24 protein-coding genes are annotated in these 23,803 nt (G+C 50.1%); 17 read left to right on the top strand and 7 right to left on the bottom strand.

Annotation, left to right across the window (positions count from 1 at the left end; translation table 11 throughout):
* Positions 1-68: 68 nt before the first annotated feature.
* A complete protein-coding gene (znuA, locus tag AC6R03_RS13420; RefSeq protein ID WP_500631865.1) occupies positions 69-959 on the bottom strand; it encodes a zinc ABC transporter substrate-binding protein ZnuA in 891 nt (296 codons plus the stop codon).
* Between the two features lie 80 nt (positions 960-1,039).
* Here znuA and znuC point away from each other — a divergent pair, with 80 nt between their 5' ends.
* From znuC to AC6R03_RS13360, 12 genes are all read left to right on the top strand, one after another.
* Positions 1,040-1,828, top strand: a complete 789-nt coding sequence (gene znuC, locus AC6R03_RS13415; RefSeq protein WP_500631864.1) for a zinc ABC transporter ATP-binding protein ZnuC — start codon at positions 1,040-1,042, stop codon at positions 1,826-1,828.
* The gene (znuB, locus tag AC6R03_RS13410; RefSeq protein ID WP_500631949.1) at positions 1,821-2,603 is read left to right on the top strand and encodes a zinc ABC transporter permease subunit ZnuB; all 783 of its coding nucleotides are present in this window, start codon (positions 1,821-1,823) and stop codon (positions 2,601-2,603) included. The genes znuC and znuB overlap by 8 nt, the downstream gene beginning before the upstream one ends.
* Positions 2,604-2,873: 270 nt before the next feature.
* Positions 2,874-4,019: an HD domain-containing phosphohydrolase gene (locus AC6R03_RS13405; RefSeq protein WP_500631863.1), complete on the top strand. Its 1,146-nt coding sequence runs from the start codon at positions 2,874-2,876 to the stop codon at positions 4,017-4,019.
* Positions 4,020-4,153: 134 nt separating this feature from the next.
* Positions 4,154-4,735, top strand: a complete 582-nt coding sequence (gene rsxA / locus AC6R03_RS13400) for an electron transport complex subunit RsxA (protein WP_334551133.1) — start codon at positions 4,154-4,156, stop codon at positions 4,733-4,735.
* Entirely contained in the window at positions 4,735-5,319 is a 585-nt protein-coding gene (rsxB, locus tag AC6R03_RS13395) for an electron transport complex subunit RsxB (protein ID WP_334551134.1), read from the top strand. Before rsxA ends, rsxB begins: the two co-directional genes overlap by 1 nt.
* An 8-nt stretch (positions 5,320-5,327) precedes the next feature.
* On the top strand, positions 5,328-7,763 hold the full coding sequence (gene rsxC / locus AC6R03_RS13390; RefSeq protein WP_500631862.1) for an electron transport complex subunit RsxC: 2,436 nt from the start codon (positions 5,328-5,330) through the stop codon (positions 7,761-7,763).
* On the top strand, positions 7,763-8,809 hold the full coding sequence (rsxD, locus tag AC6R03_RS13385; protein ID WP_500631861.1) for an electron transport complex subunit RsxD: 1,047 nt from the start codon (positions 7,763-7,765) through the stop codon (positions 8,807-8,809). The genes rsxC and rsxD overlap by 1 nt, the downstream gene beginning before the upstream one ends.
* An 8-nt stretch (positions 8,810-8,817) precedes the next feature.
* Positions 8,818-9,453, top strand: a complete 636-nt coding sequence (gene rsxG / locus AC6R03_RS13380) for an electron transport complex subunit RsxG (protein ID WP_500631860.1) — start codon at positions 8,818-8,820, stop codon at positions 9,451-9,453.
* Complete coding sequence (locus tag AC6R03_RS13375; protein ID WP_500631859.1) at positions 9,446-10,132, top strand: electron transport complex subunit E; 687 nt, start codon at positions 9,446-9,448, stop codon at positions 10,130-10,132. Before rsxG ends, AC6R03_RS13375 begins: the two co-directional genes overlap by 8 nt.
* A 25-nt stretch (positions 10,133-10,157) precedes the next feature.
* The gene (gene nth, locus AC6R03_RS13370) at positions 10,158-10,799 is read left to right on the top strand and encodes an endonuclease III (RefSeq protein WP_334551142.1); all 642 of its coding nucleotides are present in this window, start codon (positions 10,158-10,160) and stop codon (positions 10,797-10,799) included.
* Between the two features lie 11 nt (positions 10,800-10,810).
* The gene (gene gloA, locus AC6R03_RS13365) at positions 10,811-11,227 is read left to right on the top strand and encodes a lactoylglutathione lyase (protein WP_334551144.1); all 417 of its coding nucleotides are present in this window, start codon (positions 10,811-10,813) and stop codon (positions 11,225-11,227) included.
* Between the two features lie 111 nt (positions 11,228-11,338).
* Positions 11,339-11,776: a DUF2753 domain-containing protein gene (locus tag AC6R03_RS13360; protein WP_334551145.1), complete on the top strand. Its 438-nt coding sequence runs from the start codon at positions 11,339-11,341 to the stop codon at positions 11,774-11,776.
* A gap of 97 nt (positions 11,777-11,873) precedes the next feature.
* Here AC6R03_RS13360 and motY read toward each other — a convergent pair whose 3' ends face one another.
* The gene (gene motY / locus AC6R03_RS13355) at positions 11,874-12,755 is read right to left on the bottom strand and encodes a flagellar protein MotY (RefSeq protein ID WP_500631858.1); all 882 of its coding nucleotides are present in this window, start codon (positions 12,753-12,755) and stop codon (positions 11,874-11,876) included.
* Positions 12,756-12,950: 195 nt separating this feature from the next.
* Here motY and rnt point away from each other — a divergent pair, with 195 nt between their 5' ends.
* Positions 12,951-13,598 (top strand): ribonuclease T, encoded by a 648-nt coding sequence (gene rnt / locus AC6R03_RS13350; RefSeq protein WP_334551149.1) that lies wholly within the window; start codon positions 12,951-12,953, stop codon positions 13,596-13,598.
* Between the two features lie 36 nt (positions 13,599-13,634).
* Complete coding sequence (locus tag AC6R03_RS13345; protein WP_500628594.1) at positions 13,635-14,960, top strand: Na+/H+ antiporter family protein; 1,326 nt, start codon at positions 13,635-13,637, stop codon at positions 14,958-14,960.
* Positions 14,961-15,059: 99 nt separating this feature from the next.
* On the opposite strand, the gene bamC is transcribed toward AC6R03_RS13345, so the two are convergent.
* Entirely contained in the window at positions 15,060-16,085 is a 1,026-nt protein-coding gene (gene bamC / locus AC6R03_RS13340) for an outer membrane protein assembly factor BamC (RefSeq protein ID WP_500631857.1), read from the bottom strand.
* A 52-nt stretch (positions 16,086-16,137) separates the two neighbouring features.
* Positions 16,138-17,016 (bottom strand): 4-hydroxy-tetrahydrodipicolinate synthase, encoded by an 879-nt coding sequence (dapA, locus tag AC6R03_RS13335; protein ID WP_500628592.1) that lies wholly within the window; start codon positions 17,014-17,016, stop codon positions 16,138-16,140.
* 313 nt (positions 17,017-17,329) lie between these two features.
* Between dapA and AC6R03_RS13330 the strand changes: the two genes are divergently transcribed.
* Both AC6R03_RS13330 and bcp read left to right on the top strand, forming a co-directional pair.
* Positions 17,330-17,872 carry a glycine cleavage system transcriptional repressor gene (locus tag AC6R03_RS13330; protein ID WP_500631856.1) on the top strand — a complete coding sequence of 181 codons (543 nt, stop codon included), beginning with the start codon at positions 17,330-17,332 and terminating at the stop codon, positions 17,870-17,872.
* A gap of 14 nt (positions 17,873-17,886) precedes the next feature.
* Positions 17,887-18,357 (top strand): thioredoxin-dependent thiol peroxidase, encoded by a 471-nt coding sequence (bcp, locus tag AC6R03_RS13325; RefSeq protein WP_500631855.1) that lies wholly within the window; start codon positions 17,887-17,889, stop codon positions 18,355-18,357.
* Between the two features lie 115 nt (positions 18,358-18,472).
* On the opposite strand, the gene AC6R03_RS13320 is transcribed toward bcp, so the two are convergent.
* The 3 genes from AC6R03_RS13320 to AC6R03_RS13310 form a co-directional block, all read right to left on the bottom strand.
* Positions 18,473-20,344, bottom strand: coding sequence for a methyl-accepting chemotaxis protein (locus AC6R03_RS13320; protein ID WP_500631854.1), 1,872 nt, complete (start codon positions 20,342-20,344; stop codon positions 18,473-18,475).
* 409 nt (positions 20,345-20,753) lie between these two features.
* The gene (locus AC6R03_RS13315) at positions 20,754-21,821 is read right to left on the bottom strand and encodes an AI-2E family transporter (protein WP_334551158.1); all 1,068 of its coding nucleotides are present in this window, start codon (positions 21,819-21,821) and stop codon (positions 20,754-20,756) included.
* Positions 21,822-22,067 carry a sulfurtransferase TusA family protein gene (locus AC6R03_RS13310; protein ID WP_500625745.1) on the bottom strand — a complete coding sequence of 82 codons (246 nt, stop codon included), beginning with the start codon at positions 22,065-22,067 and terminating at the stop codon, positions 21,822-21,824.
* Positions 22,068-22,320: 253 nt separating this feature from the next.
* Here AC6R03_RS13310 and bepA point away from each other — a divergent pair, with 253 nt between their 5' ends.
* Positions 22,321-23,796 (top strand): beta-barrel assembly-enhancing protease, encoded by a 1,476-nt coding sequence (gene bepA, locus AC6R03_RS13305; RefSeq protein WP_500631853.1) that lies wholly within the window; start codon positions 22,321-22,323, stop codon positions 23,794-23,796.
* Positions 23,797-23,803: the final 7 nt, after the last annotated feature.

Here is a 23,803-nt window from a genome sequence, read left to right as displayed (position 1 = left end):
CTGCGCTGAGCGCGTTACACCAAACGTCCGTTGCGCTCTATATCTGAACATTTTTATATCTGAACGTCTTAGTCCGATAAACACTGCTCAAAACTGTCCGCCATCTGCTGCATAAAGTTGAAATAACCGCCAGATTCTACCACGATGTCTGCGCCGATGGGGTCAAGCACGCCTTGGTTGACGTCGGTGTTTCGCGTCACGGACTCGACCACCGCAGGCGTATATTGTGGCTCAGAAAAGACGCATTTCGCCTCTTTCTTCGACAGTGCTTGCCTTATTGCAATCAAGGTCTTCGCGCCTGGCTTGCGCTCTGGGCTGACAGTGAAAAAACCCAATTGATTGAGGCCATAATCCTCTTCAAAGTAACCATACGCGTCGTGGAACACGTAGTAGCCTTGATCTTTTACCTTGCTGAGTTGAGCGGCAATCTCATTGTGCTGCTGGCGCAGGCGCGCTTCAAACTGAGCAAGGTTGGCTTGATATGCTGCTTGCTGACTTGGGTCTATCTCAATCAACTTGGCACTGATCGCTTTGGCCACCTGAGAAGCCGTGTCCACGCCCATCCAAAAGTGGGGATCGTGACTGCCATGATCGTGACCGTCATGATCGTGACCGTCATGATCATGATGATCGCCCTGATATTCACGCAAAGGGAGACCGTCAATTTTGCTCAGTGTTAGCACGTTGTCACGCCCCTCTAAGATTTTGTCAAGGAAAGGCTCTAGGTCTGGGCCAAACCAAATAATCAAATCCGCTTGGTTGATTCGGCGCACGTCAGACGGACGCAACGCATAATCGTGCGGCGAGGTGTTGGCCGCCAATAAAACATCCGGCTCGTTGATGCCTAGTGTTAATTCATACGAAATTAATTGGATCGGTTTTATACTCGCGATAATATCGCTGGCCACGACACTCTTGCTGCTCAAGATAAGCAACAAGAGAGGAAGGAAACGTTTCATTTATGTACGACTGCTCTATAGCGTTGAGAAAGTATAAATGTTACATTATAACAATACTGAATTGCAAATGAGTTCTATTCATGTCGACTCTCGTCGAACTAGCTAATATTTCGGTCCAATTTGATGAGCGCAAAGTGCTCGATAAGGTCTCCTTGACCATCAAACGCGGCGAAATCACCACCTTGATTGGCCCAAACGGCGCGGGTAAATCCACCTTAGTCAAAGTGCTGCTTGGCTTGCAGAAGCGCTTTACCGGCCAGATCACACGCCAAAAAGGGCTGCGCACCGGCTACGTCCCACAGAAACTCAAGCTGAATGATTCGCTCCCTTTGACCGTTGAGCGATTTCTTAAACTGGCCGGGCGTTACAGCCAACAAGAGATCATCGACTCGCTCAAACTGGTGGGCGCAGAACACATGCTCATGGCCAATATGCATTCGCTATCTGGCGGTGAAACGCAACGCGTGTTACTCGCGCGGGCTCTGTTACAGCGTCCAGATTTATTGGTGCTTGACGAACCGGCGCAAGGGGTCGACGTGCAAGGGCAAATCGATCTGTATGAGCTGATTGATACGCTACGCCGCCGTTTTAACTGCGCGGTGTTTATGGTCTCCCATGATTTACATCTCGTCATGGCCAAGACCGATGATGTGATTTGTCTGCAACATCACATCTGCTGCTCCGGCCCACCTGCCGACATTACACAGCACCCCAATTATATTGCGCTGTTTGGCCAAGCTCAACGTGAGTCACTGGCGTTTTATCACCACCAGCATGACCACCATCATCATGATTTATCCGGTCAACCCGTAGCGGGCGATGCAACGGCCTGTTCTCACCATTCTCACGGACACCATCATCATGATTGAGTTTTTACTCCCCTCACTCTTTGCCGGTCTTGGTATTGCGGCGATCTCCGGTCCGTTGGGTTCATTCGTCGTGTGGCGAAAAATGGCCTATTTTGGGGACACCTTGGCTCATGCGTCGCTAATGGGTATCGCACTCGGCTTTTTGCTCAATATCAACTTGTATCTCGCCTTGGTGGTCTGCTGTTTGGCGCTCGCGGTGATTCTGGTCACGTTGCAACGCCAGCAGTTGGTCGCCACCGATACCTTACTTGGGATCTTGGCTCACAGTGCCCTATCACTCGGTTTGGTCGCCGTCAGCTTTCTTGATCACGTACGTATTGATTTGATGAGCTACTTGTTCGGAGATTTGCTCGCCGTCACGCCCACAGATTTGATCTACATTTACCTTGGCTCGCTCGTCGTTGGCGCGGTGCTTATCGTCTTCTGGCGTCCGCTCATTTCTACCACCGTCAATGAAGAGTTGGCGGCTGTCGAAGGCCATAACGTCGATTTGATGCGCTTGATTTTAATGTTGCTGGTCGGCCTAGTGATTGCGATTGGTATGAAATACGTCGGGGCCTTGATCATGACCTCACTACTGATCATTCCTGCTGCGGCGGCAAGACGTTTTGCCAAAAGCCCAGAGCAAATGGCGTGCTTTGCATCGCTGATTGGCAGTGTCGCGGTGATCTGTGGGCTGTCGCTCTCTTGGCATTACGATACCCCGGCTGGTCCATCTGTCGTCATCTGCGCGACGGCCTGTTTTATCCTCGCTCAGTTAAAACGTATTGATTAACCAATAGACCAAGCGCCGCGATCAGCGGCGCTTTACATTTTTTCTCCCCAAGTTTGCGATGGATCAAGCCTTTCGCATTTAGCTCTGCCTTTCCCCGCCAAGCGAGTTATCCCTGTCTACACTTAAGTAGGTAAGTTGCAGATTGCAGATTACTGCTTGTCCGAAGCTATGTGGCCGAAACTGAGTGTGCACACATTCAATACCCAGTGAGGCACAACAATCGGTTCGTTCTTGATTCATCGTTGGCGTTGATTTTGTAAGGGGGGCATCATGGAAAACTCAACACTGCATCGCCACTCTTCACTGGCACAAACCCATCACCTAAACGAGCAAATGACCGGCTTGTTGGAGCGTATGCAAGTTCACCATCCCGCTCTCGACCACTTAAGTTTTGCCCTGTATGACGACAGAGATCATTTGCTGCGCAGTTACGCCGACAGTACCTCGCTTTCGCTCAATATTACCCATTACGAAGCGCCACTGAGTTCATTACCGACGCTGCGCCAAAGCCTGCAATCGCGCAGCCCGGTCATTTTGACGCATCTAAAAACATTGCGCCGCTCGCCGCATATTGAGTCTTTACTGCGCGATGGCTACCGTTCTTCGGCGACCATACCAACCTTTATCCATGATCGATTCCTTGGGTTCATCTTCCTCAACTCTTATCAAGAGAGTGCGTTTACACCGGTGGCGCTCGATACCCTTAAGCCTTACTTGGAGATGATGAGGTTGTCGATTTTTTCTGAGTATCAGCTGGTGGATACCTTGATCAATTGCGCTTGCAAGCACGCTGCGCAGTTTCCGCTCTATCAACGAGAATCTCGGGCGCACAAACAGCGCGTCGCCAGTTTTACACATGTAATAGCAACGGGCCTTGCGCTCAAATACGATCTCGATGACGAAACCATTGAACACCTCAGCTTATTTTCGCAGTATCACGACATTGGCAAAGTCACGCTACCGGCCGAGCTACTGTGTAAACCCGGTAAGTTGACCGAGGTAGAACTCGCCACACTCAGAGAACATGTTCAAGCGGGCGAAGCCATCATTCATGAGTTCATTGAGCAAGCGGGCGCAAGTGGTCACCCCAGTGCTGAACTGTTTTTACACATCATTGCGCACCACTATGAGTTTCTCGATGGCTCGGGGTATCCTCGCCATCTAAAAGGCAATGAGATCCCTCTCGCCGCTCGTATTGTCTGCGTCGCAAATATCTTTGACGCTTTGATCACCCATCGCCCGTATAAACAGGCATCGTCGATTCTTTACGCACTACTAGAGCTGGAAAAGATGGTTCAGATGGGTAAATTGGATCGTGATTGCGTCAATGCACTGCGCGAGCATCAAAGCGAACTAAAAGCGATATCAGAGCGCTATCCTGAACTCGACCCAAGTGAACGAGCGACGACAAATTAGTGACTTGGCTGACCAAACGACGCACGATCCCGTATAATTTTCATTCAACAATATAAAACCTTATCTTTCCTTGGTTGTTATTAGGCATCCAAAGCAGGATAATGTCGGGATCGGAATATCTAAATTATATAACTATGACCGAATATCTTTTGTTGTTGGTCGGCACTGTGCTGGTAAACAACTTTGTACTGGTAAAATTCCTGGGTTTATGTCCATTTATGGGGGTGTCTAAGAAATTAGAGACCGCTATTGGTATGGGGCTCGCGACGACGTTCGTGTTAACCCTCGCTTCCGTGTGCGCGTATTTAGTAGAAAACTACATCTTGCTGCCGCTTGGGTTGCAATACTTACGTACCATGAGCTTCATTCTTGTTATCGCCGTCGTCGTGCAGTTCACAGAAATGGTGGTACACAAAACCAGTCCGACACTCTACCGCTTACTCGGCATCTTCCTGCCGTTGATCACCACCAACTGTGCGGTGCTGGGTGTTGCCCTGCTTAACATCAATGAGAACCACAACTTTATCCAATCGATTATCTACGGCTTTGGCGCTGCTGTGGGTTTCTCTATGGTGCTGATTTTGTTCGCTTCGATGCGTGAACGTATTAACGCTGCGGATGTGCCAGTCCCATTTAAAGGGGCGTCTATTGCGATGATCACCGCAGGACTGATGTCTCTCGCCTTTATGGGCTTTACTGGGTTGGTGAAGCTGTAATGAGTGCCATCCTAATTGCCGTTATCGCGATTGCCGCGCTTGCTGCGCTGTTTGGCGCAATCTTGGGCTTCGCCTCCATCCGCTTCAAAGTAGAAGCCGATCCGATCGTCGATCAAATCGACGCGATTTTACCGCAAACGCAGTGTGGCCAGTGCGGCTACCCTGGCTGTCGCCCTTATGCGGAAGCGATCGCCACGGGAGACGAGATCAACAAGTGTCCTCCCGGCGGTCAAGCCACCATTGAGAAGCTGGCGGATTTAATGGGTGTCGAAGCGACAGAGTCTGCGCATGACCTAGATGAAGCCGTCAAAAAAGTCGCCTTTATTCATGAGGATATGTGTATTGGCTGCACCAAGTGTATTCAAGCCTGCCCGGTTGATGCCATTGTTGGCGGCACCAAAGCACTGCATACCGTGATTAAAGATGAATGTACTGGCTGTGATTTGTGTGTCGCGCCGTGCCCAACGGACTGCATTGAAATGATTCCTGTAGAAAACACTACAGCGAACTGGAAGTGGCAACTGGACGCCATTCCTGTTGTTGATATTACCGATTCTGCCTCCGCGCAGAAAAGCGTGAATTAAGGACTGGTATGTTGTCATTAATCGAACAAATTAAATCAGGTACGCTGTGGCAGTTTCCTGGGGGAATTCACCCACCAGAGAATAAACAGCAGTCGCTGGGCAGTGAATTGGTTCGCGCCTCGTTGCCAACTGAAATTGTGCTGCCTCTCAAACAGCACATCGGCAAAGAAGGGACATTACTGGTTGATATCGGCGCGCACGTCTTAAAAGGTGAGCCGTTAACCAAGTACGACGTCACGTTCACGTTGCCCGTGCACGCGCCCACCTCAGGCACCATTACGGCGATTGAGCCTCGTACCACCGCCCACCCTTCCGGTTTGGCGGAGACCTGCATTGTCATTCAACCCGATGGCAAAGACACCTGGTATGACAAAGCCCCTTGGCCTGATTTCAGCCAACACTCTCCAGAAGCTCTGATTGAAAAGATCCGCCTAGCGGGGATTTCTGGTATGGGAGGCGCTGGCTTTCCTACCGCGAAAAAGATTCAATCAGGCCTCTCGCGTACCGAGATTTTGATCATCAATGCCGCTGAGTGTGAACCCTACATCACCGCCGATGACACCTTGATGCGAGAGTTTGCACAAGAGGTGATCACGGGCATCGAGATTGTCGAGCATATTCTCAAGCCAAAGCTGACCGTGATCGGCATTGAAGACAACAAACCTGAGGCGATTGCAGCCTTAGAAGCGGCAGCGCAAGACAAAAACCTGATCATTCGTGTCGTACCGACTAAGTACCCCTCGGGCGGCGAAAAGCAGCTCATCAAACTGCTGACTAACAAAGAAGTCCCCGCCGATGGCATCCCAGCGGACATTGGGATGATGGTACAAAACGTCGGATCGCTGTACGCCATCAAACGCGCCGTTGTGGATGGTGAACCTTTGATTGAGCGCATCGTTACGTTAACGGGCAATGCATTTCGTCAACCACGCAACGTCCTTGCGGCTTTGGGTACCCCAGTTCAAGCGCTGCTCGACGAGTTCGGCTATCAAGCAGATAAGCGCCTACCTCGATTGATCATGGGTGGGCCAATGATGGGCTTTACCTTGCCGCACGCCAATGTGCCCATCACAAAAACATCCAACTGTATTCTTGCCCCAACTCGCCGCGAGATCGCCCCTGCGGGTACGGAAATGGCGTGCATTCGCTGTGCTCAGTGCGCTGAGGTTTGCCCCGCGTCACTATTGCCTCAACAGTTGCAGTGGTATGCGAAATCGCAAGAGTATGAAAAATGTGAAGAGCTCAATCTAAAAGACTGCATTGAATGTGGCGCTTGTGCGTACGTCTGCCCTAGCGAGATCCCACTGGTGCAATATTATCGCCAGGCCAAAGCGGAGATACGCACGCGCAAAGAAGAAGCGCAAGCAGCAGAGCGTGCCAAACTCCGCTTTGAAGAGAAAAAAGCGCGTATGGAACGCGACAAAGCCGAACGTGAGAATCGCTTCAAAAAAGCCGTGGATGAACGTCGCAGCGAGATGAAAGCCAGTGGAGGAGATGACGCCATCGCCGCCGCCATCGCGCGTGTGAAAGCGCAAAAATCCACAAGCGAAGACAGCAAAACCAAGCCAGCGGTCGCCGCCGCGATTGCCAGAGCCAAAGCGAAACAAGAAGCGGCTAGAGAGCAAGCGACAAGCAGCAGCGACCAACCGGACAACACGGAAATGGCCAAGTTGCGAGAAGAGCGTAAACGTCAAGCCCGCGAGAAAAAAGCGCAGAAAGTGCAACAAGAAACCACTCAAAGTGATGAGCAAAGCGAAACAGACAAATCTTCCGCCGTCGCCGCTGCAGTGGCCAGAGCGAAAGCGCGCAAAGCCGCATTAGCAAGTAACAGTAGCGAAGAGACACCTGAAGAGCACAAGCCAGCAGAGGATCCCAAAAAAGCGGCAGTCGCGGCAGCGATTGCTCGCGCTAAAGCTCGTAAGGTGCAGCAAGAGAGCGAAACGGGCTCCAGCAGCGAAGAGGCTCGAGCTAAGAATGCGCCTGCTGAGGATCCGAAAAAAGCCGCCGTCGCGGCAGCGATTGCTCGCGCTAAAGCGCGTAAAGCGCAGCAAGAGAACGAAACGGGCTCCAGCAGCGAAGAGGCTCAAGCTAAGAATGAGCCTGCTGAGGATCCGAAAAAAGCCGCCGTCGCAGCAGCGGTTGCGCGCGCCAAAGCGCGTAAAGCGCAGCAAGAGAGCGACGCAGACTCCAGCAGCGAAGAGACTCAAGCTAAGAATGAGCCGGCTGAGGATCCGAAAAAAGCCGCCGTGGCGGCAGCGGTTGCGCGCGCCAAAGCGCGTAAAGCACAGCAAGAGAGCAACGCAGACTCCAGCAGCGAAGAAACTCAAGCTAAGAATGAGCCTGCTGAGGATCCGAAAAAAGCCGCCGTGGCGGCAGCGATCGCTCGCGCAAAAGCACGTAAAGCCGCCCAACAATCATCTAAACCTTCTGAGGAGAACAACTAGTGGCGTTCTTTATCGCAAGTTCCCCCCATGCTCACAGCCGTAAAAGCACGCCGGATTTGATGAAATGGGTCGCCGTCTGTGCCTTGCCCGGGCTTGCCGCTCAAATCTACTTTTTTGGTTGGGGCACTTTGATCCAACTGATTTTTGCCATTGCACTGGCACTGCTACTTGAAAGTGTGGTGATGCTGGTTCGTGGCCGCTCGCCCATGTCAGCACTACGTGATAACAGCGCCATCGTGACCGCTTGGTTGCTGGCTGTGGCCATTCCGCCTCTTTCCCCTTGGTGGATGATGGTGATTGGATTGGTGTTCGCCATCGTCATCGCAAAACACCTCTACGGCGGTATTGGACAAAACCTCTTTAACCCAGCAATGGTCGCCTACGTGGTGTTGCTCATCTCCTTCCCTGTCCAGATGACCAGTTGGATGGCGCCGAGCACACTACAACCTGTCAGCACCTCCCTTGCCGATACCTTGTCGCTAATCTTTAGCGGTTACAGTCAAGAAGGGCTGTCGCTACAACAAATTCGCACCGGTATTGACGGCATCACTATGGCCACGCCACTCGATGCGTTTAAAACTGGCCTGCTTACAGGAAATACCAGTGTGGAAGTGATGCGACAAGCGCAATTTAGCGGTTTAGGCGGCGTCGGTTGGGAATGGGTCAACTTGGCGTATTTGTTTGGCGGTTTGATGCTGATAAAACTGCGCATCATCAGTTGGCACATCCCTGTGAGTTTTCTCGCTAGCCTCGCTGCCATGAGCGGCATTTTTATGCTCATCATGCCAGGAGAGACCGCCTCACCCATCTTGCACCTCCTGTCTGGCGCAGCCATGATCGGCGCCTTTTTTATCGCAACCGATCCGGTGTCGGCGTCGACCACTGTCAAGGGACGCTTGGTATTTGGGGCCTTTATTGGCGCTATGGTCTTTATCATTCGAACGTGGGGCGGCTTCCCAGATGGCGTTGCCTTTGCGGTGCTACTGGGCAATATGTGTGTACCCATGATTGATTACTACACCAAACCCAAAACTTACGGTCACTGAGGGGTATCATGCTGAACGCTATACGTAACAACGGCGCAATCCTTGCCATCTTTGCCTGTGCTTCTACAGGCTTAGTTGCGCTGACTCACTACTTGACCGCCGATCAGATCCAGCGTCAGGAGCAAGCACAGTTGCTCTCGGTACTCAATCAGGTCATCCCACATGACCTGCACGACAACGATCTCTACCAAGCCTGTACCTTGGTAACGGATCCGCTGCTTGGCACGACTGAGCCTATGCCAGTCTATCTCGCTTCCTTAAATGGCGAGCCTAGCGCCATGGCGATTGAAGCCATCGCGCCCGATGGCTATAACGGCTCCATCAAACTCATCATTGGCGTAAAACAAGACGGCACCGTCACCGGCACCCGTGTATTGAGCCATCAAGAGACACCCGGACTCGGTGACAAAGTCGATTTACGTGTCACAGATTGGATCCTCGACTTTACCGGCAAAGTGCTGACTACGGATAACCAGGCCAGTTGGAAAGTACGTAAAGATGGCGGGCAATTTGATCAATTTACCGGGGCGACCATCACCCCAAGAGCGGTCGTCAAGGCGGTACGTAATACGTTAGAGTATGTCAACGACCATCGTGGTGACATTCAATCTCAACCGCTCAATTGCGGAGGTGCGCGTGACTGAACATCAAACACTGATTAAGAATGGTTTGTGGGACAACAACCCCGCACTGGTCCAACTGCTTGGCCTATGCCCTTTGCTGGCGGTCTCCTCTACCGTCACTAATGCGCTTGGCTTGGGGATTGCGACCCTGCTGGTTCTGGTTGGATCGAACGTGACCGTCTCTTTAGTACGCGACTATGTGCCAAAAGAGGTACGCATTCCGGTCTTTGTGATGATCATTGCCTCGTTAGTGACCTGCGTGCAGCTGCTGATGAACGCATACGCTTACGGTTTGTATTTGTCGCTAGGCATCTTTATCCCCCTTATCGTGACCAACTGCATCATCATCGGACGCGCTGAAGCGTTTGCCTCGAAAAACATACCACTTCTTGCCGCTCAAGACGGTTTTTGGATGGGCATGGGGATGCTGATTATTCTTGTCATTTTGGGAGCAATGCGTGAGATTCTTGGCAACGGTACCTTATTTGATGGTGCAGAGCTGCTGCTAGGGCAATGGGCAACGGCGCTGCGAATTGAAGTGTTCCAATTTGACAGCAATTTCCTGCTGGCAATGCTGCCGCCAGGTGCCTTCATCGGCGTTGGGCTGCTGATTGCGATTAAAAACACCATCGATAGTCGACTGAGCGCGCGCAAAGAAAAAACCAAACCAACGATAGAAAGAGCGCGGGTGACCAGCTAATCAACACACGGGAAGTCAGCGAATAATGAACAAAGAGAAACGCATTCAAATTCTACAGAGGCTAAGAGATGACAATCCGCACCCGCAAACGGAGCTGAATTGGAACACGCCTTTCGAGCTGCTGATCGCGGTTCTCCTCTCGGCTCAAGCCACCGATGTCAGTGTCAACAAAGCCACTGACAAGCTCTACCCTGTTGCCAACACGCCACAAGCGATGTTTGATCTCGGTGTTGACGGCGTGAAAGAGTACATCAAAACCATTGGCTTATTTAACTCAAAAGCAGAAAACGTCATCAAAACCTGTCGTATTCTGCTCGACCAACATAACGGTGAGGTGCCTGAAAACCGTGAGGCACTCGAGGCACTACCTGGAGTGGGTCGCAAGACGGCGAATGTCGTCCTCAACACTGCCTTTGGTTGGCCAACGATTGCGGTCGACACGCACATTTTCCGCGTCTCCAATCGCACCAAATTCGCTATGGGCAAGAACGTTGACCAAGTAGAAGAGAAACTGCTTAAGGTGGTCCCCAAAGAATTCAAACTCGACGTACATCACTGGTTGATCCTTCATGGCCGCTACACCTGTTTGGCCCGTAAGCCAAGGTGTGGCAGTTGCTTGATTGAAGACCTGTGTGAATATAAAGAGAAAGTTTACCCCGACAACTAGGAGCTAGGCACATGTCAAACGGACGCATTCTACACACCATGCTACGCGTAGGTGATCTCGACAAATCTATTCAGTTCTACACTGACGTAATGGGCATGTCTCTGTTACGTAAAAACGAAAACACAGAATACCAATACACGTTGGCTTTCGTTGGCTATGGCGATGAGTCGCAAGGCGCGGTGATTGAGCTAACGTACAACTGGGGTACCGACAGTTACGATCTTGGCAACGCATTTGGCCATGTAGCGGTGGGTGTCGATGACATCTACGCTACTTGTGATGCGATCAAAGCCGCTGGCGGCAATGTGACCCGTGAGCCAGGCCCCGTAAAAGGTGGCACGACACACATCGCGTTTGTTGAAGACCCAGACGGTTACAAGATTGAGTTGATTCAAAACAAGCAAGCGACAGCAGGGCTTGAAGGCTAACAGTGCCAATCAATTCAACCTATGGGTAGCCTCGGCTGCCCATTTTTATTTGCTTTACATGATAATGATTATCACTTAATCTTATCCTTCTCATAGAGAGGAGAGACAAGCATGCAACTGGCAGAATGGGAAAAACACACACTGCTCGCAGACGTCGCGTTTAAGGACCAAGACCACTTACGCAGTATTCTGCATTATCAACAGGCATTAACACTGAGCGAACGACTGGGTGAACAGGTCGATGTCGATATCGAAGACCGACTGATGATCTCGGTGATTTCGTGCCACAACCTAGCGACCTTCTGGCGCTCGATGGGCGATGAAAAGTATGAACTGAAGTATTTACAGCTCGCTTCAGAGAAAGTGCTGACGCTGATCCCTCAATGCCCGAATTCAGACTGTGACGCCTTTGTCTCTTCGATCGGCTGCTGTAAAAAGGCGTTAGTGGAGTTTATGAAACGCCACCCCAATCCGACCATCGCTCGCATGGTACAAGACATCGATACAGCGACCAATTGCAACTTAATCGCACAGTTTAAGCTGAACTGATCGGCTATCTTGCTAAAAACTTGGCTTCATGTTTTACCTTACATACTGAAGCTATGCAGCGGATACAAAAACAGCGCCAAATTTTGGCGCTGTTCTTTTAGACTTGGGTACGACCGAGAGAAATCACTACGCGGCGGTTTTTATCTTTGCCAAGCGGTGATGTGTTGTCCGCCACCGGACGACGACGCCCATAACCTTGAACTTGAATCCTGTCTTCCGGTAAACCAAGCGAACGGAAGTAACGTTGCAGCACTTCAGCACGCTGCTCAGATAAGCTTTGGCTGGCGGCTTTACTGTCTAACGAGTCGGTGTATGTCGATACCAACACCAAGTCGATATCTTGGTTGTGTTTAATGTACTCCGCAATTTGTGCAAGGCGTTTTTGCGAAGCTTTATTCAGCTCTACGCTAGAACGGTCATAATGTAAAATGGTGAAGGCGATATCTTCAAAGCTGTAAGGCAACAAGTTGGCAATACAGTCACTAAATACGTTGTAGGTGGGCTGAAAAAGCACCGACGACAACGCCACCTCTACCCGCTCGTCACGACTTTGCCACTCTTGATAGCTAAACGTGGGATAACGCCCCTTTTCAAGCTCACCCAAAATGCTCCACGCGGTTTGTCCACCAACGTAACCATCAAATTGCTGAAAAAACTGAATGCTCGACATGCGGCTAGCGCCATCGCCAGGTCGCCATGCTGGAGGCATCGACACTAAGCTAACGTCTCTTGTCTGCCCCATTGGCCGTTTCATCTTCAGCTCAAAGTCCAGATTGATCTTTTTACTGGCTTGGGAAGAAAACACCGCATCGCCGTAGTTTGGGATAGGATGAACCAACTTACATTCTAGCGGCGTATTGGCAACCATTTGCCAGGTTGACTGCATCGGCGTTGCCACATAGCGCTTCTCAAGCGCAAAGGCGTTCGCTTCAAAACCGGCAATGACTAGCCCTAAACAGGCAACGTAGAATTTGTTCATAGTATGCTTCATCTCTAATACTGCTGGGTGACTGGCGTTGCCGCTTGTCACTCTGTCTGCATGACTTTGGTGAGAATAATGCAAAAAGCTCGCCAACACTTTCATTCCCCAGCGTCGCCATCAAAGAGATTAACGGTTTTTCTTGTTGACAGAATCTGCAATAATGCTGCCCCTGTCACATAACAATAGACCAACATGAGTTCAGAAAACGAAGCATTGACGCTTAAAAAACGCTTTCGAGGCTATTTCCCAGTGGTGATCGACGTCGAGACCGCAGGATTTAACGCCCAAACCGATGCCCTCTTGGAAATCTGCGCGGTCACCTTACGTATGGATGAAAATGGCGACCTCCACCCTGCGTCAACGATTCACTTCCATGTTGAACCATTTGAAGGGGCGAACTTAGAAAAAGAAGCCCTAGAATTCAATGGGATTCGTGACCCATTTAGCCCGCTTCGCGGCGCAGTGACAGAAGCCGAAGCATTAAAAGAGATTTATAAGCTTGTTCGCCGCGAGCAAAAAGCGGCGGACTGTAGCCGAGCTATCATCGTTGCGCACAATGCCACTTTTGACCACAGTTTTGTCATGGCAGCAAGCGAACGTAGCAAGCTCAAACGCGTCCCATTTCACCCCTTCGCCACCTTTGATACTGCCGCATTAAGTGGTTTGGCCTACGGTCAAACTGTTCTGGCCAAAGCGTGTAAAACCGCAGGGATGGAATTTGACAACAAAGAAGCCCACTCTGCGCTCTACGACACGGAGAAAACCGCAGAGCTTTTCTGTGGCATCGTCAATAAATGGAAAGCCCTAGGCGGCTGGCCACTGAGCGACGACGCCGATTAATACTAAAAACATGTAAACACAATTATCGAGTAAGTTATGAACCCTGTTGTTATTTCCGTTTGCGTTATGCTAGCGCTTGCCCTGATGCGCGTGAACGTCGTGGTCGCGCTGACATTCAGTGCTATCATCGGCGGCCTTGTCTCTGGCATGAGTCTAAATGAGGCGGTTTCCGCGTTTGAAAGTGGTCTAGGTGGCGGCGCAACGATTGCACTGAGCTACGCAATGCTAGGTACGTTTGCCGTTGCGATTTCAAAATCCGGCATCACCGACCTTCTAGCAAGCAGCGTGATCAAACGTATTCATGGTAAAGAGAATGCCAATGCGTCACTTGGCCTTAAGTACGCCGTGCTGGTTGCCCTGATTCTAGTGACCATGTCATCGCAAAACGTCATTCCTGTCCATATCGCCTTCATCCCTATTCTTATTCCACCTTTGCTAGGCGTATTTGCAAAACTGAACCTTGACCGCCGCATGATTGCCTGTGTGCTGACTTTTGGCCTGGTCACGCCATACATGGTGTTGCCGATCGGTTTTGGTGGCATTTTCCTCAACAACATCTTGCTGAAAAACTTGCACGACAACGGTCTTGAGTCTGTCACCGCAAGCCAAGTGCCGATGGCGATGCTGCTCCCTGCTGCGGGTATGGTGTTTGGTCTGATCACGGCTATTTTTGTCAGCTACCGTAAGCCTCGAATCTACAAAGAGACGGAGCTGACGCATGTGGAAGAGAACACCACCCAAGTGAACAAGAAGAACGTTCTGACTGCCGCATTGGGTATTATCGCGGCATTGACGGTTCAGCTCTCGACCGGTTCAATGATTGTCGGTGCCCTAGCTGGCTTTATGGTCTTTACCTTTGGTGGTGTGATTGCCTGGCGTGAAACTCAGGATGTCTTTACTAAGGGTGTGCACATGATGGCTATGATTGGCTTCATCATGATTGCAGCCGCAGGCTTTGCAGCGGTCATGAAGCAAACCGGTGGTGTTGAATCTTTGGTTGAAGCACTCTCTACCAGCATTGGTGACAACAAACCGCTCGCTGCGCTTCTGATGCTCATTGTTGGCCTATTAGTCACCATGGGTATCGGTTCTTCTTTCTCCACTATTCCTATTATCGCCACCATTTACGTTCCACTTGCTGCTGCGTTTGGTTTTTCACCACTGGCGACCGTTGCCCTTGTCGGTACGGCGGCAGCGCTTGGTGATGCAGGCTCTCCGGCCTCTGATTCGACCTTAGGCCCGACGTCTGGCCTGAATGCCGATGGGCAGCATGAGCACGTATGGGAAACGGTTGTCCCGACCTTTATCCACTACAACATCCCATTGATCGTCTTTGGCTGGATTGCCGCGATGACGCTCTAAACGCGTTGGTCTTTGGATAAATGAAAATCTAAAGACAATTAAGATCAAAAAAGCTGACTCTAGGTCAGCTTTTTTACGTTTGGATGATGCAGACAACACCTATTTGGCATGTTTTTCTGCCACCGCCGCCAGCACTGGCGCCATATCTTTCAACAACTCTTCATTCACAGGGGCATCCGATGAATCGGTAATGTTGATGGACGTACGGTTCCCAAGATCGCCAAAGAGGAAGGTATAAGTTCCCGCTTTCAGCTCGGTCGGTTTCACTCCGATATCATCCCAAAACGCATCATCCGGTGAGGCATACTTGGCCTTGATGGTGCCTTGAGATTGGTTGCGCGCTTCGATGGTAAAGCCCATCTTAGGTAGCAATTCTGGCAAACGCTGCCATAGGACATCGTATGGAGTACGAGCGATGATAACCGGGAAACCACTGCGATCTCGGCCCATTGTAATAGGGATCTGTTTAACCAGCTCTTGCGCTTTACGCGTCGCTTCTTCACGCAAATCCAAATCATAGCGAGCGGTGACAAGATTGGTCATCAAAGCGTTGTAGCGAGATTTATTGGTCGCAGTAACAGGCATAGATTTACCGCCTTCGCGCCAATCGATAAGAGAAATTTTGAAGCCGTAGCGGTTGTTTGCCACAAGACGAGAGATATCGTAGCGAGAGCTGAGTTCCACATCTTCATCAGCAGAATTCCATGTCACCCAATCGGTTTCAATATGGTCTGCCGTTTGCTCTACGATACCGATGTTGCGCTCACTCAGCATGGTTTGCGCAGTTTGCCAAACGCGATCCAGTTCGTCTTCGCGTAGCAGCCATAATGTCGTTTCCCCTTCTTTGCGCTCTGCTCGCGCGCCAGGAATCAAGGCTAGGACCTGCTGGGGAGGGCGGATATCCACTTCACGACCAATTCCACCGCTAAACTCACCTTGAGGAATTTGGTAGTTGGGGTAAAACTGAGGCTCTGCGCCCGCCGGTAACGTCCACTCGGTTAAATCAGGGGCATTGAGATACTCAAAGTCGTCTTTGGCTTGGCGACGCTGCGTGGCGCTGCCTGAGCAGGCGCTTAAAACAAAAACAGCTAGTGAACTAACGACTAGCTGGTGAGACAATTTCATTGAAACTCCTAAGAAATCAAAGCCGAAGCTAAGCTTCGGCAGTTATCCTAAATCAGTAGATGCCCGCATCCGTCATGGCTTGCGATACAATCGGCTGCGCGTTGTCTGACAGCTCTGTCAGCGGCAATCTTAGGCTACCGTGGTCAATCAGACCCAACTTATGCGCCGCCCACTTGACCGGAATCGGGCTTGACTCCACAAATAGATTCTTGTGCAAAGGCATCAAACGTTGGTTGATGACTTCCGCTTCATCGTATTTGCCTTCGCTGGCTAAGCGGAACATGGTCGCCATATCCGCAGCCGCAATATTGTTGGTCACAGAAATCACACCTTGACCACCCATTTTGACGAAATCCAAACCCGTCGAGTCATCACCACTTAGTAAGATAAAATCTTCGCCACAAAGTTCACGATGAATCGCAATTCGACTCAAATCACCGGTCGCATCTTTTAATGCAACGATGTTGTCGATTTCAGAAAGGCGAGCAACCGTCTCAGGTTTAAGGTCTACCGCAGTACGACCCGGTACATTGTATAGGATCAGCGGCACTTCGCTGACGTCAGCGATCGCTTTGTAGTGCTGGTACAAACCTTCTTGTGTTGGCTTGTTGTAGTATGGTGTAACGCTCAGACAACCGGCGATACCCGTATTATTCAATAGGCGGCTAAAGGTGACTGACTCGTGGGTTGCGTTCGCGCCTGTGCCTGCTATAACAGGAATACGGCCATCCGCGAATTCCAGCGTCTTGAGTACAACCTTGACATGCTCTTCTATCGATAACGTCGATGATTCACCCGTCGTACCTACCGCAACAATACCGCTGCTGCCCGCAGCAATGTGGTATTCGACCAGTTTTTTCAGACTCGCGTAATCGACTTCGTCTTCTTGATTAAACGGTGTAATTAACGCGACGATACTTCCTGAAAACATGTCTATCTCCCTAATTTCGATACTTATCGCATGTTACTGTATGGGGATTGAAAAACACAAGCGGTTCGTCACGCTTAAATCACCTAAATCTGTGAATATTTATCATATGTTAGCGTTGGCGCAATTCTGGGTAAAATCTATCCCAACCTAGACCACTCCACAACCCGATTTGACTTAGGCTGCGCGCTTTCACTCTACAATGTGAAAACACTCAATTTAGGTGATTAGAAAACCTACAGATCCCGCAACTTTCTCCCTTTTAACTGTGCTAAGCTATCTCATTAACAAAGTTAACAATGACTGAAGTGACATTATGAACCAACATCTGGTGATTACCGCGGTAGGGACAGACCGCTCAGGCATCTGTAACCAAGTCGTTCACCATGTGACGCACTCGGGTTGCAACATTGTTGATAGTCGTATTGCGCTATTTGGTAGTGAATTCACGCTTATCATGCTGCTGTCGGGAAGCAACGCAGCCATCACTCGCGTCGAGACCACCTTGCCTTTACTTGGCCAGGAACATGATCTCATCACCATGATGAAACGTACTTCTCCTCACACTCTGTCAGACAATAGCTATATGGTCGAAGTCTTCATTGAGTCGGACGATAAACCGGGCTTAACGGAACAGCTCACCCAGTTCTTTGCCAGCAAAGAGATTGGCCTTTCTTCTCTTAGCGCCCAGACGATCAATAAAGATAAGATTCAAGCGCCGCAAGACCAGTTCCATATCGCTATTTCTGCTTCTGTCGACTCGGGTTGTAACCTGATGCAGTTACAAGAAGACTTCAACGCTTTATGTAAAGAGCTACAAGTTCGAGGCTCACTTAATTTTCTAAAAAATAGTCAGTAAGAAAGGAATACTTCATGAATACACTCAAAGCCGGCTCTCCTGCTCCTGATTTTTCTCTTCTCGACCAAAACGGCGATACCGTGTCATTGTCCGATTTCGCTGGCAAGAAAGTGCTGTTCTACTTCTACCCTAAAGCGATGACGCCAGGCTGCACAGTTCAAGCACAAGGTCTGCGTGACGTGAAAACCGAGCTAGATAAGCACAACGTGGTAGTGTTGGGGGTAAGTATCGACCCAGTGAAACGACTCGGTAAATTCATCGAACGTGACGAGCTCAACTTCGCCTTACTTTCCGATGAAGACCACGCTGTCGCCGAGCAGTTCGGTGTGTGGGGCGAAAAGAAATTTATGGGTAAAGTGTATGACGGTTTGCACCGCATTAGCTTCCTAATCAACGAAGACGGTGTGATTGAACACGTGTTCGACAAGTTCAAAACGAAAGACCATCACGAAGTGGTTCTGAACTACCTGAATGAGAAAGCCTAACGATTGCGTTTACCACCCACTCATCGTGCCTTACCGTGAAAAAGTTGGATAGAGAAAATTACAGAGACAAAAATGCCAGCAGAAATGCTGGCATTTTTACTATCAAAGGTAGGAACTACACAATGAACTTGTTGAGAATCGCGTCTTGCTCTCGTACGTTCTCGGTTTGAACCTGCATGGCAATACTGGCCTCTTCTGACGCGTTGGTCACCTGTGTCGAGAGATCTTTGATTTTCACTGTGTTGCTGTTGATCTCTTCTGCTACCAAGCTCTGCTGCTCAGCCGCCGACGCAATTTGCATATTCATATCCGAGATTCGCTGAATCGCATCACGAATACGCTGCAGTGCACCATCGGCCGCTTGCGCTTTGTCTACGGCATCGACCGCGGTCGCTTTACTTTCGTTCATGGCGGCCGACACTGAGCTCGCACCCGCTTGTAGCTGCTCAATCATGTTGCGGATCTCGGTCGTTGACTCTTGGGTTCTTTGCGCCAGAGTTCGAACTTCATCAGCTACAACCGCAAACCCACGTCCCGACTCACCTGCACGCGCAGCCTCAATCGCGGCGTTCAGTGCCAATAGGTTGGTTTGATCGGCAATGTCATTGATGACCTTCAAAATGGTCTCAATGTTGGCCGTCGCCGACTCAAGCCCTTGCACTTCTTCAACCGCTTGATCGATTCGAGCAGACAGCATGTCGATCGAGGCTGTAGTGTCACTCACCACCGAGGTACCATCAAGCGTTGCTTCATCGGCCTCACGCGCGGCAGCTGCAGCACCTTGTGCATTGTTGGCCACTTCCGTCGCGGTGACCGCCATCTCGTTCATCGCAGTCGCCAACTGTTCAAGCTCTTGTAACTGACTGCGCATTGCTTCGGCAGATTCGTGCGAGCCTTGAACGGTCATCTCTGTGCCGCGTAGGATCTCTGCACCGATCGCTTTCGATTGTTGAATCTGTTGCTGCAACGTTTCCGTGAACTGGTTAAAGCCATACGCAAGCTCGGCAAACTCTTTATCTGTGTTGGTATCAAGACGTTTGGTCAAATCCCCTTGCCCAGATGCCACATCTTGAATCGCCGCGTTGAGTGTCCCTAGTGGGCGCATCAACACTTTGATGAGGAAGGTCAGGCCAAGAATACTCAACACCACACCGATAATCACGTAAATGATCGAGCTATTACGCATATCGCTGATGGCTTTAAACGCGACGCTTTCATCGACAATCGCGCCAATGTACCAGTTTTCACTGGGAACATGCGCCAATTTAATAAGGAAATCTTTACCGTCTTGCGTGATGCGCTGTTCACCCTCTTGAAGCGTTACTTCAGGCAGGTAGGTCGACAAGTTCTCGCCGTTAAAGTCCGAGTTAGGGTGCGCAATGGTCGTGCCATCACCTGAGATAATAAACAGGTAACCCGCATCATGAAGATTGGCTGTGTTGACCAAATCCGCCAAGCCACCCAGTTCCATGTCATAGAACATACCGGCGACCATTTTGCCGTTTTCTTTCACTGGCGTGCCGATCGAAATAATGACTTTCTTCGATGAGACATCCACGTATGGCGCAGTGACAATCAACGCCCCTTTGGCTTTCGCATCTTGATACCAAGGACGAACGCGAGGGTCATAACTCGAATCGGCTTCCCAACCATCGTCGTTTTCTACCAGAGACCCATCGGACTCATAACCATATCCCACAGCAAGAAAGCTCGATTTCAAATTGGGCTGCTCAAGGATTTCACTCACACGTGCTTTATTGAATGGGTCTAACTGCAACACTTCAGTCGACGAGCGGGCCAACGATTTCTTCGCTTCCATCTCGGACACCACCGTGTTTCTTACGCCGTTAACGATTTCGCTCAAGCTGACATCCACCAGCTCCTCGACTTCGTTTTTCACAATGGACAGTTGCTGGACGGACAACAGGGCGACCGTCACAAATAGCAGCGCGGACGATGCGGCGACAATCTTTTGACTAAATCTCATAACTTCCCTCGAAAAATGTATAGGTCGTTCGTATTATTGTAGTTATATCTATCGACTGTGCTGACGTTGACTTGAGTAAATTCTTATAGAAACGATAACTTGTAAACAAAAAGAGTGAATTTTTTCACTCAACCTTTCAATATTTCATCGCTCTATCAGGCAACTCCTACCTGACTGTATAAATCTAGCTGCATAAACCAGATAATTCAAAAGTACTAGTCGACTTTTTTGCCCCCTATCCCTTATGCAACATCGCCTCGTCCACATTGGGTTTGTTCGGGACACCTCCCTTGGCAATATGGAGATTTTATCGAATGAAATTCTGCCGTTAATATGAATCGCGCATAAAAAATAACGCCGCCAGAGTTAAAACTCTAGCGGCGTTATTTCACCGATAACTGACGAGGCACTAAGAAATGATATTCTCTTCTTCACTACTAGGAAGGGCACGCCATACTGCCTTAACCAAAGTGGCCAGAGGAATCGCAAAAAAGACGCCCCAAAAACCCCACAATCCGCCAAAGACTAAAACGGCAACGATGATCGCCACCGGATGTAAGTTGACCGCTTCAGAAAACAGCACCGGAACCAATACATTGCCATCTAACGCTTGGATTATGCCGTAAGCCAACAGCAGCCAGTAGAATTGTGGTGTGAATCCCCATTGGAACAATCCGACCATAGCCACTGGCAAGGTAACGGCAGCCGCGCCAATATAAGGAATGAGCACTGAGAGCCCGACAGACACCGCCAATAACACCGCGTAACGCAGATCCAAAATCGCAAACGTAATGTAGCTCACGCCACCCACAATCAGGATTTCCATCACTTTGCCGCGAATGTAGTTGGAGATCTGCTCATTCATCTCAAGCCACACTTTGTTGGCGAGACGACGATTTCTCGGCAATACGCCACTGGCCATCTCAAGCATCTCTTGCTTATCTTTCAATAAGAAAAACACCAACAGTGGCACGAGAACCAAATACACAGCCAATGTGGCCAAGCTCACCAAAGATGCCAACGACCCTTTGACAACGCTTTCTCCCATTCCCAATACTTGATTTTTCGTGTTGCTCACCAGAGATTCGACGATCTGGAAATTTTCAAGTTCTGGATAGCGCTTAGGTAACTCGGCAATGACTTTTTGTAAACCGACATACATGGTGGGAATATCATTGATGAGATTACCGACCTGTTGCCAAATCGTCGGTACCAGACCAAATACAGCCACCAGCATGATGCTGATAAAGCCCAGAATCACTACCACCACCGATAACGTGCGGGGCAGCCCAACTCGGGTCAACTGATTGACCGGCCATTCAAGTAAATAAGCCAACACGATCGCCACCAGCAAAGGCGCAATCAAGTTGCCGAAAAAGTAGATAGTAATAAAACCAAAGAGCAGTATGGCCACTAGGCTCACGGCATGAGGATCAGAGAAGCGTCGCTTGTACCAGCGATTGATCATTTCGAGCATTTAACTGTTTTCCCTTGTGACATCTAGACAAAGAGTAACATGCAAAGCAAAGTGGCCTTCTTGGGGTTGGCAGTCATGTAGCCACCCTTTCGCCGTAACAAAACGCTGAATATCCTTCAACGATTGCGGGTCAGAGGTAAGAAGTGATGCTGAACTCTGCTCATGAAGCGATGTGAGGTAACGTTTGGCTAATAACAGCGCCATCGGGCACCGCTCCTGGCGCAGATCCAAAATATTGGGTTCCATTCTTCCGCTCGATGCATATTATATCGTGAAGTATTGTATAGTGTTTTTTTAAAAGAGACAGTGTAAATAGAGGTGGCTAAGCAAACTTTGACCGCTATTTGACTCTCCCTCAACCAACTAAGAGAATGGCGGGTAACACAGGGAGACCACCGAGACATTGCACTCGAAACCAACCGCAAAACTCGGTGTCCAAGCAGTAAGTGCAGCTCAGCTTGCTGTCGAGAAAATATCCAAGGAGCATTTCAGGAAATTTATGCTTAAACGTACGCGTTCTATCGTTTGCTTGTGTGTAGCGACTGTTTTAGGGACATCTACCGCCAGCTTCGGCCCTGTTACACCGGTGTATGCCAACACACTAGACTTGCCCGACATTGGTACCGCCGCCAGTGGCACCTTGACGATTGCACAAGAGATGCAATACGGCGACGCCTACATGCGCATGTTGAGAAACGGCCAGCCTATCGTCAATGACCCTGTCCTCAACGAATATATCGACGCTTTAGGCCATCGATTGGTGGCGAATGCGGACGATGTGAAAACCCCCTTCACCTTTTTTATGATCCGCGACCGCAACATCAACGCCTTTGCCTTCTTCGGTGGTTATGTCGCGTTACACAGCGGATTATTTTTGCATGCACAGAGTGAAAGTGAACTCGCCTCCGTCGTGGCGCACGAAATCGCTCACGTCACGCAGCGTCATTTAGCGCGCAGTATGGAAGATCAAGCCAGACGTTCACCTGCCACCATGGCGGCTCTCGCGGGAGCCCTTCTACTTGCGATTGCGGCGCCAGAAGCGGGAATTGCGGCCATTACGGCGACAACGGCAGGCAGCATGCAGGGCCAAATCAACTACACGCGTTCGAACGAAAAAGAAGCGGATCGCTTTGGCATCTCCACGCTGGCGAAAGCGGGATTTGACGTCAACGCCATGCCACGCTTTTTCAGTCGCTTAGCGGATGAGTACCGTTACGCGAGTACGCCACCGCCAATGCTGCTCACTCACCCGTTACCTGAAGATCGCATCACCGATAGCCGAGCTCGTGCACAAAACTATCCGGCAAGACGGGTCGATTCGTCGCTCGATTATCATTTAGCGCGTGCGCGTATCGTCGCCCGCTATGCGGGTATCAGTTCGAAAGCGGCACTCGATTGGTTTGAGCGCACCGAAGCAAAAGCAGAGCCCGAGATTAAACGCGCATTCCAATACGGTCGAGCACTGGTGCAAATGGACAACAACCAACTCAACGAAGCGAGCAAAACCCTGCATGAACTGTACAAGCAGCAACCGAACAATCATTTTTATCTCGATGCGATGAGCGATCTCTATATCGCACAAAAAACACCTGAGAAAGCCAAAACGCTGTTAGAGCAAGCTCTGAAAGCAACACCAAATAACCCCGTCCTGACCATCAACTACGCCAACGTCTTGATGCAAATGGATAAGAATCAAGACGCGTCCAAAGTCTTGCAGCGCTATACCCACGACAACCCAAATGATGTCAACGGATGGCACTTGCTCTCGGAAGCCAGCATTCACTTAGGGTACAGTGACGAAGATTTGGCCGCGCGTGCGGAGATTTTGGCGTTGAAAGCCAACTGGAACAAAGCGATTCAGTATTACACTCAAGCCAGCCAACTCGCTGACCTTGGCAGCCTAAAACAGGCGAGATACGATGCACGCATTGACCAACTTATGATTCAGCGTGATCGCTTTATGGCGCTGCAATAACACAAGA

Source organism: Vibrio sp. R10-SG-ISO4, from assembly GCF_059834135.1.
Note: the sequence above shows the minus strand (reverse complement) of the source record. Positions and strands in the feature narration are given on the sequence as shown.

Coding starts and splice junctions, on each gene's coding strand:
- znuA (WP_500631865.1), bottom strand. CDS start 959: ATGAAACGTTTCCTTCCTCTCTTGTTGCTTATCTTGAGCAGCAAGAGT.
- znuC (WP_500631864.1), top strand. CDS start 1,040: ATGTCGACTCTCGTCGAACTAGCTAATATTTCGGTCCAATTTGATGAG.
- znuB (WP_500631949.1), top strand. CDS start 1,821: ATGATTGAGTTTTTACTCCCCTCACTCTTTGCCGGTCTTGGTATTGCG.
- AC6R03_RS13405 (WP_500631863.1), top strand. CDS start 2,874: ATGGAAAACTCAACACTGCATCGCCACTCTTCACTGGCACAAACCCAT.
- rsxA (WP_334551133.1), top strand. CDS start 4,154: ATGACCGAATATCTTTTGTTGTTGGTCGGCACTGTGCTGGTAAACAAC.
- rsxB (WP_334551134.1), top strand. CDS start 4,735: ATGAGTGCCATCCTAATTGCCGTTATCGCGATTGCCGCGCTTGCTGCG.
- rsxC (WP_500631862.1), top strand. CDS start 5,328: ATGTTGTCATTAATCGAACAAATTAAATCAGGTACGCTGTGGCAGTTT.
- rsxG (WP_500631860.1), top strand. CDS start 8,818: ATGCTGAACGCTATACGTAACAACGGCGCAATCCTTGCCATCTTTGCC.
- nth (WP_334551142.1), top strand. CDS start 10,158: ATGAACAAAGAGAAACGCATTCAAATTCTACAGAGGCTAAGAGATGAC.
- gloA (WP_334551144.1), top strand. CDS start 10,811: ATGTCAAACGGACGCATTCTACACACCATGCTACGCGTAGGTGATCTC.
- AC6R03_RS13360 (WP_334551145.1), top strand. CDS start 11,339: ATGCAACTGGCAGAATGGGAAAAACACACACTGCTCGCAGACGTCGCG.
- motY (WP_500631858.1), bottom strand. CDS start 12,755: ATGAACAAATTCTACGTTGCCTGTTTAGGGCTAGTCATTGCCGGTTTT.
- rnt (WP_334551149.1), top strand. CDS start 12,951: ATGAGTTCAGAAAACGAAGCATTGACGCTTAAAAAACGCTTTCGAGGC.
- AC6R03_RS13345 (WP_500628594.1), top strand. CDS start 13,635: ATGAACCCTGTTGTTATTTCCGTTTGCGTTATGCTAGCGCTTGCCCTG.
- bamC (WP_500631857.1), bottom strand. CDS start 16,085: ATGAAATTGTCTCACCAGCTAGTCGTTAGTTCACTAGCTGTTTTTGTT.
- dapA (WP_500628592.1), bottom strand. CDS start 17,016: ATGTTTTCAGGAAGTATCGTCGCGTTAATTACACCGTTTAATCAAGAA.
- AC6R03_RS13330 (WP_500631856.1), top strand. CDS start 17,330: ATGAACCAACATCTGGTGATTACCGCGGTAGGGACAGACCGCTCAGGC.
- bcp (WP_500631855.1), top strand. CDS start 17,887: ATGAATACACTCAAAGCCGGCTCTCCTGCTCCTGATTTTTCTCTTCTC.
- AC6R03_RS13320 (WP_500631854.1), bottom strand. CDS start 20,344: ATGAGATTTAGTCAAAAGATTGTCGCCGCATCGTCCGCGCTGCTATTT.
- AC6R03_RS13315 (WP_334551158.1), bottom strand. CDS start 21,821: ATGCTCGAAATGATCAATCGCTGGTACAAGCGACGCTTCTCTGATCCT.
- AC6R03_RS13310 (WP_500625745.1), bottom strand. CDS start 22,067: ATGGAACCCAATATTTTGGATCTGCGCCAGGAGCGGTGCCCGATGGCG.
- bepA (WP_500631853.1), top strand. CDS start 22,321: ATGCTTAAACGTACGCGTTCTATCGTTTGCTTGTGTGTAGCGACTGTT.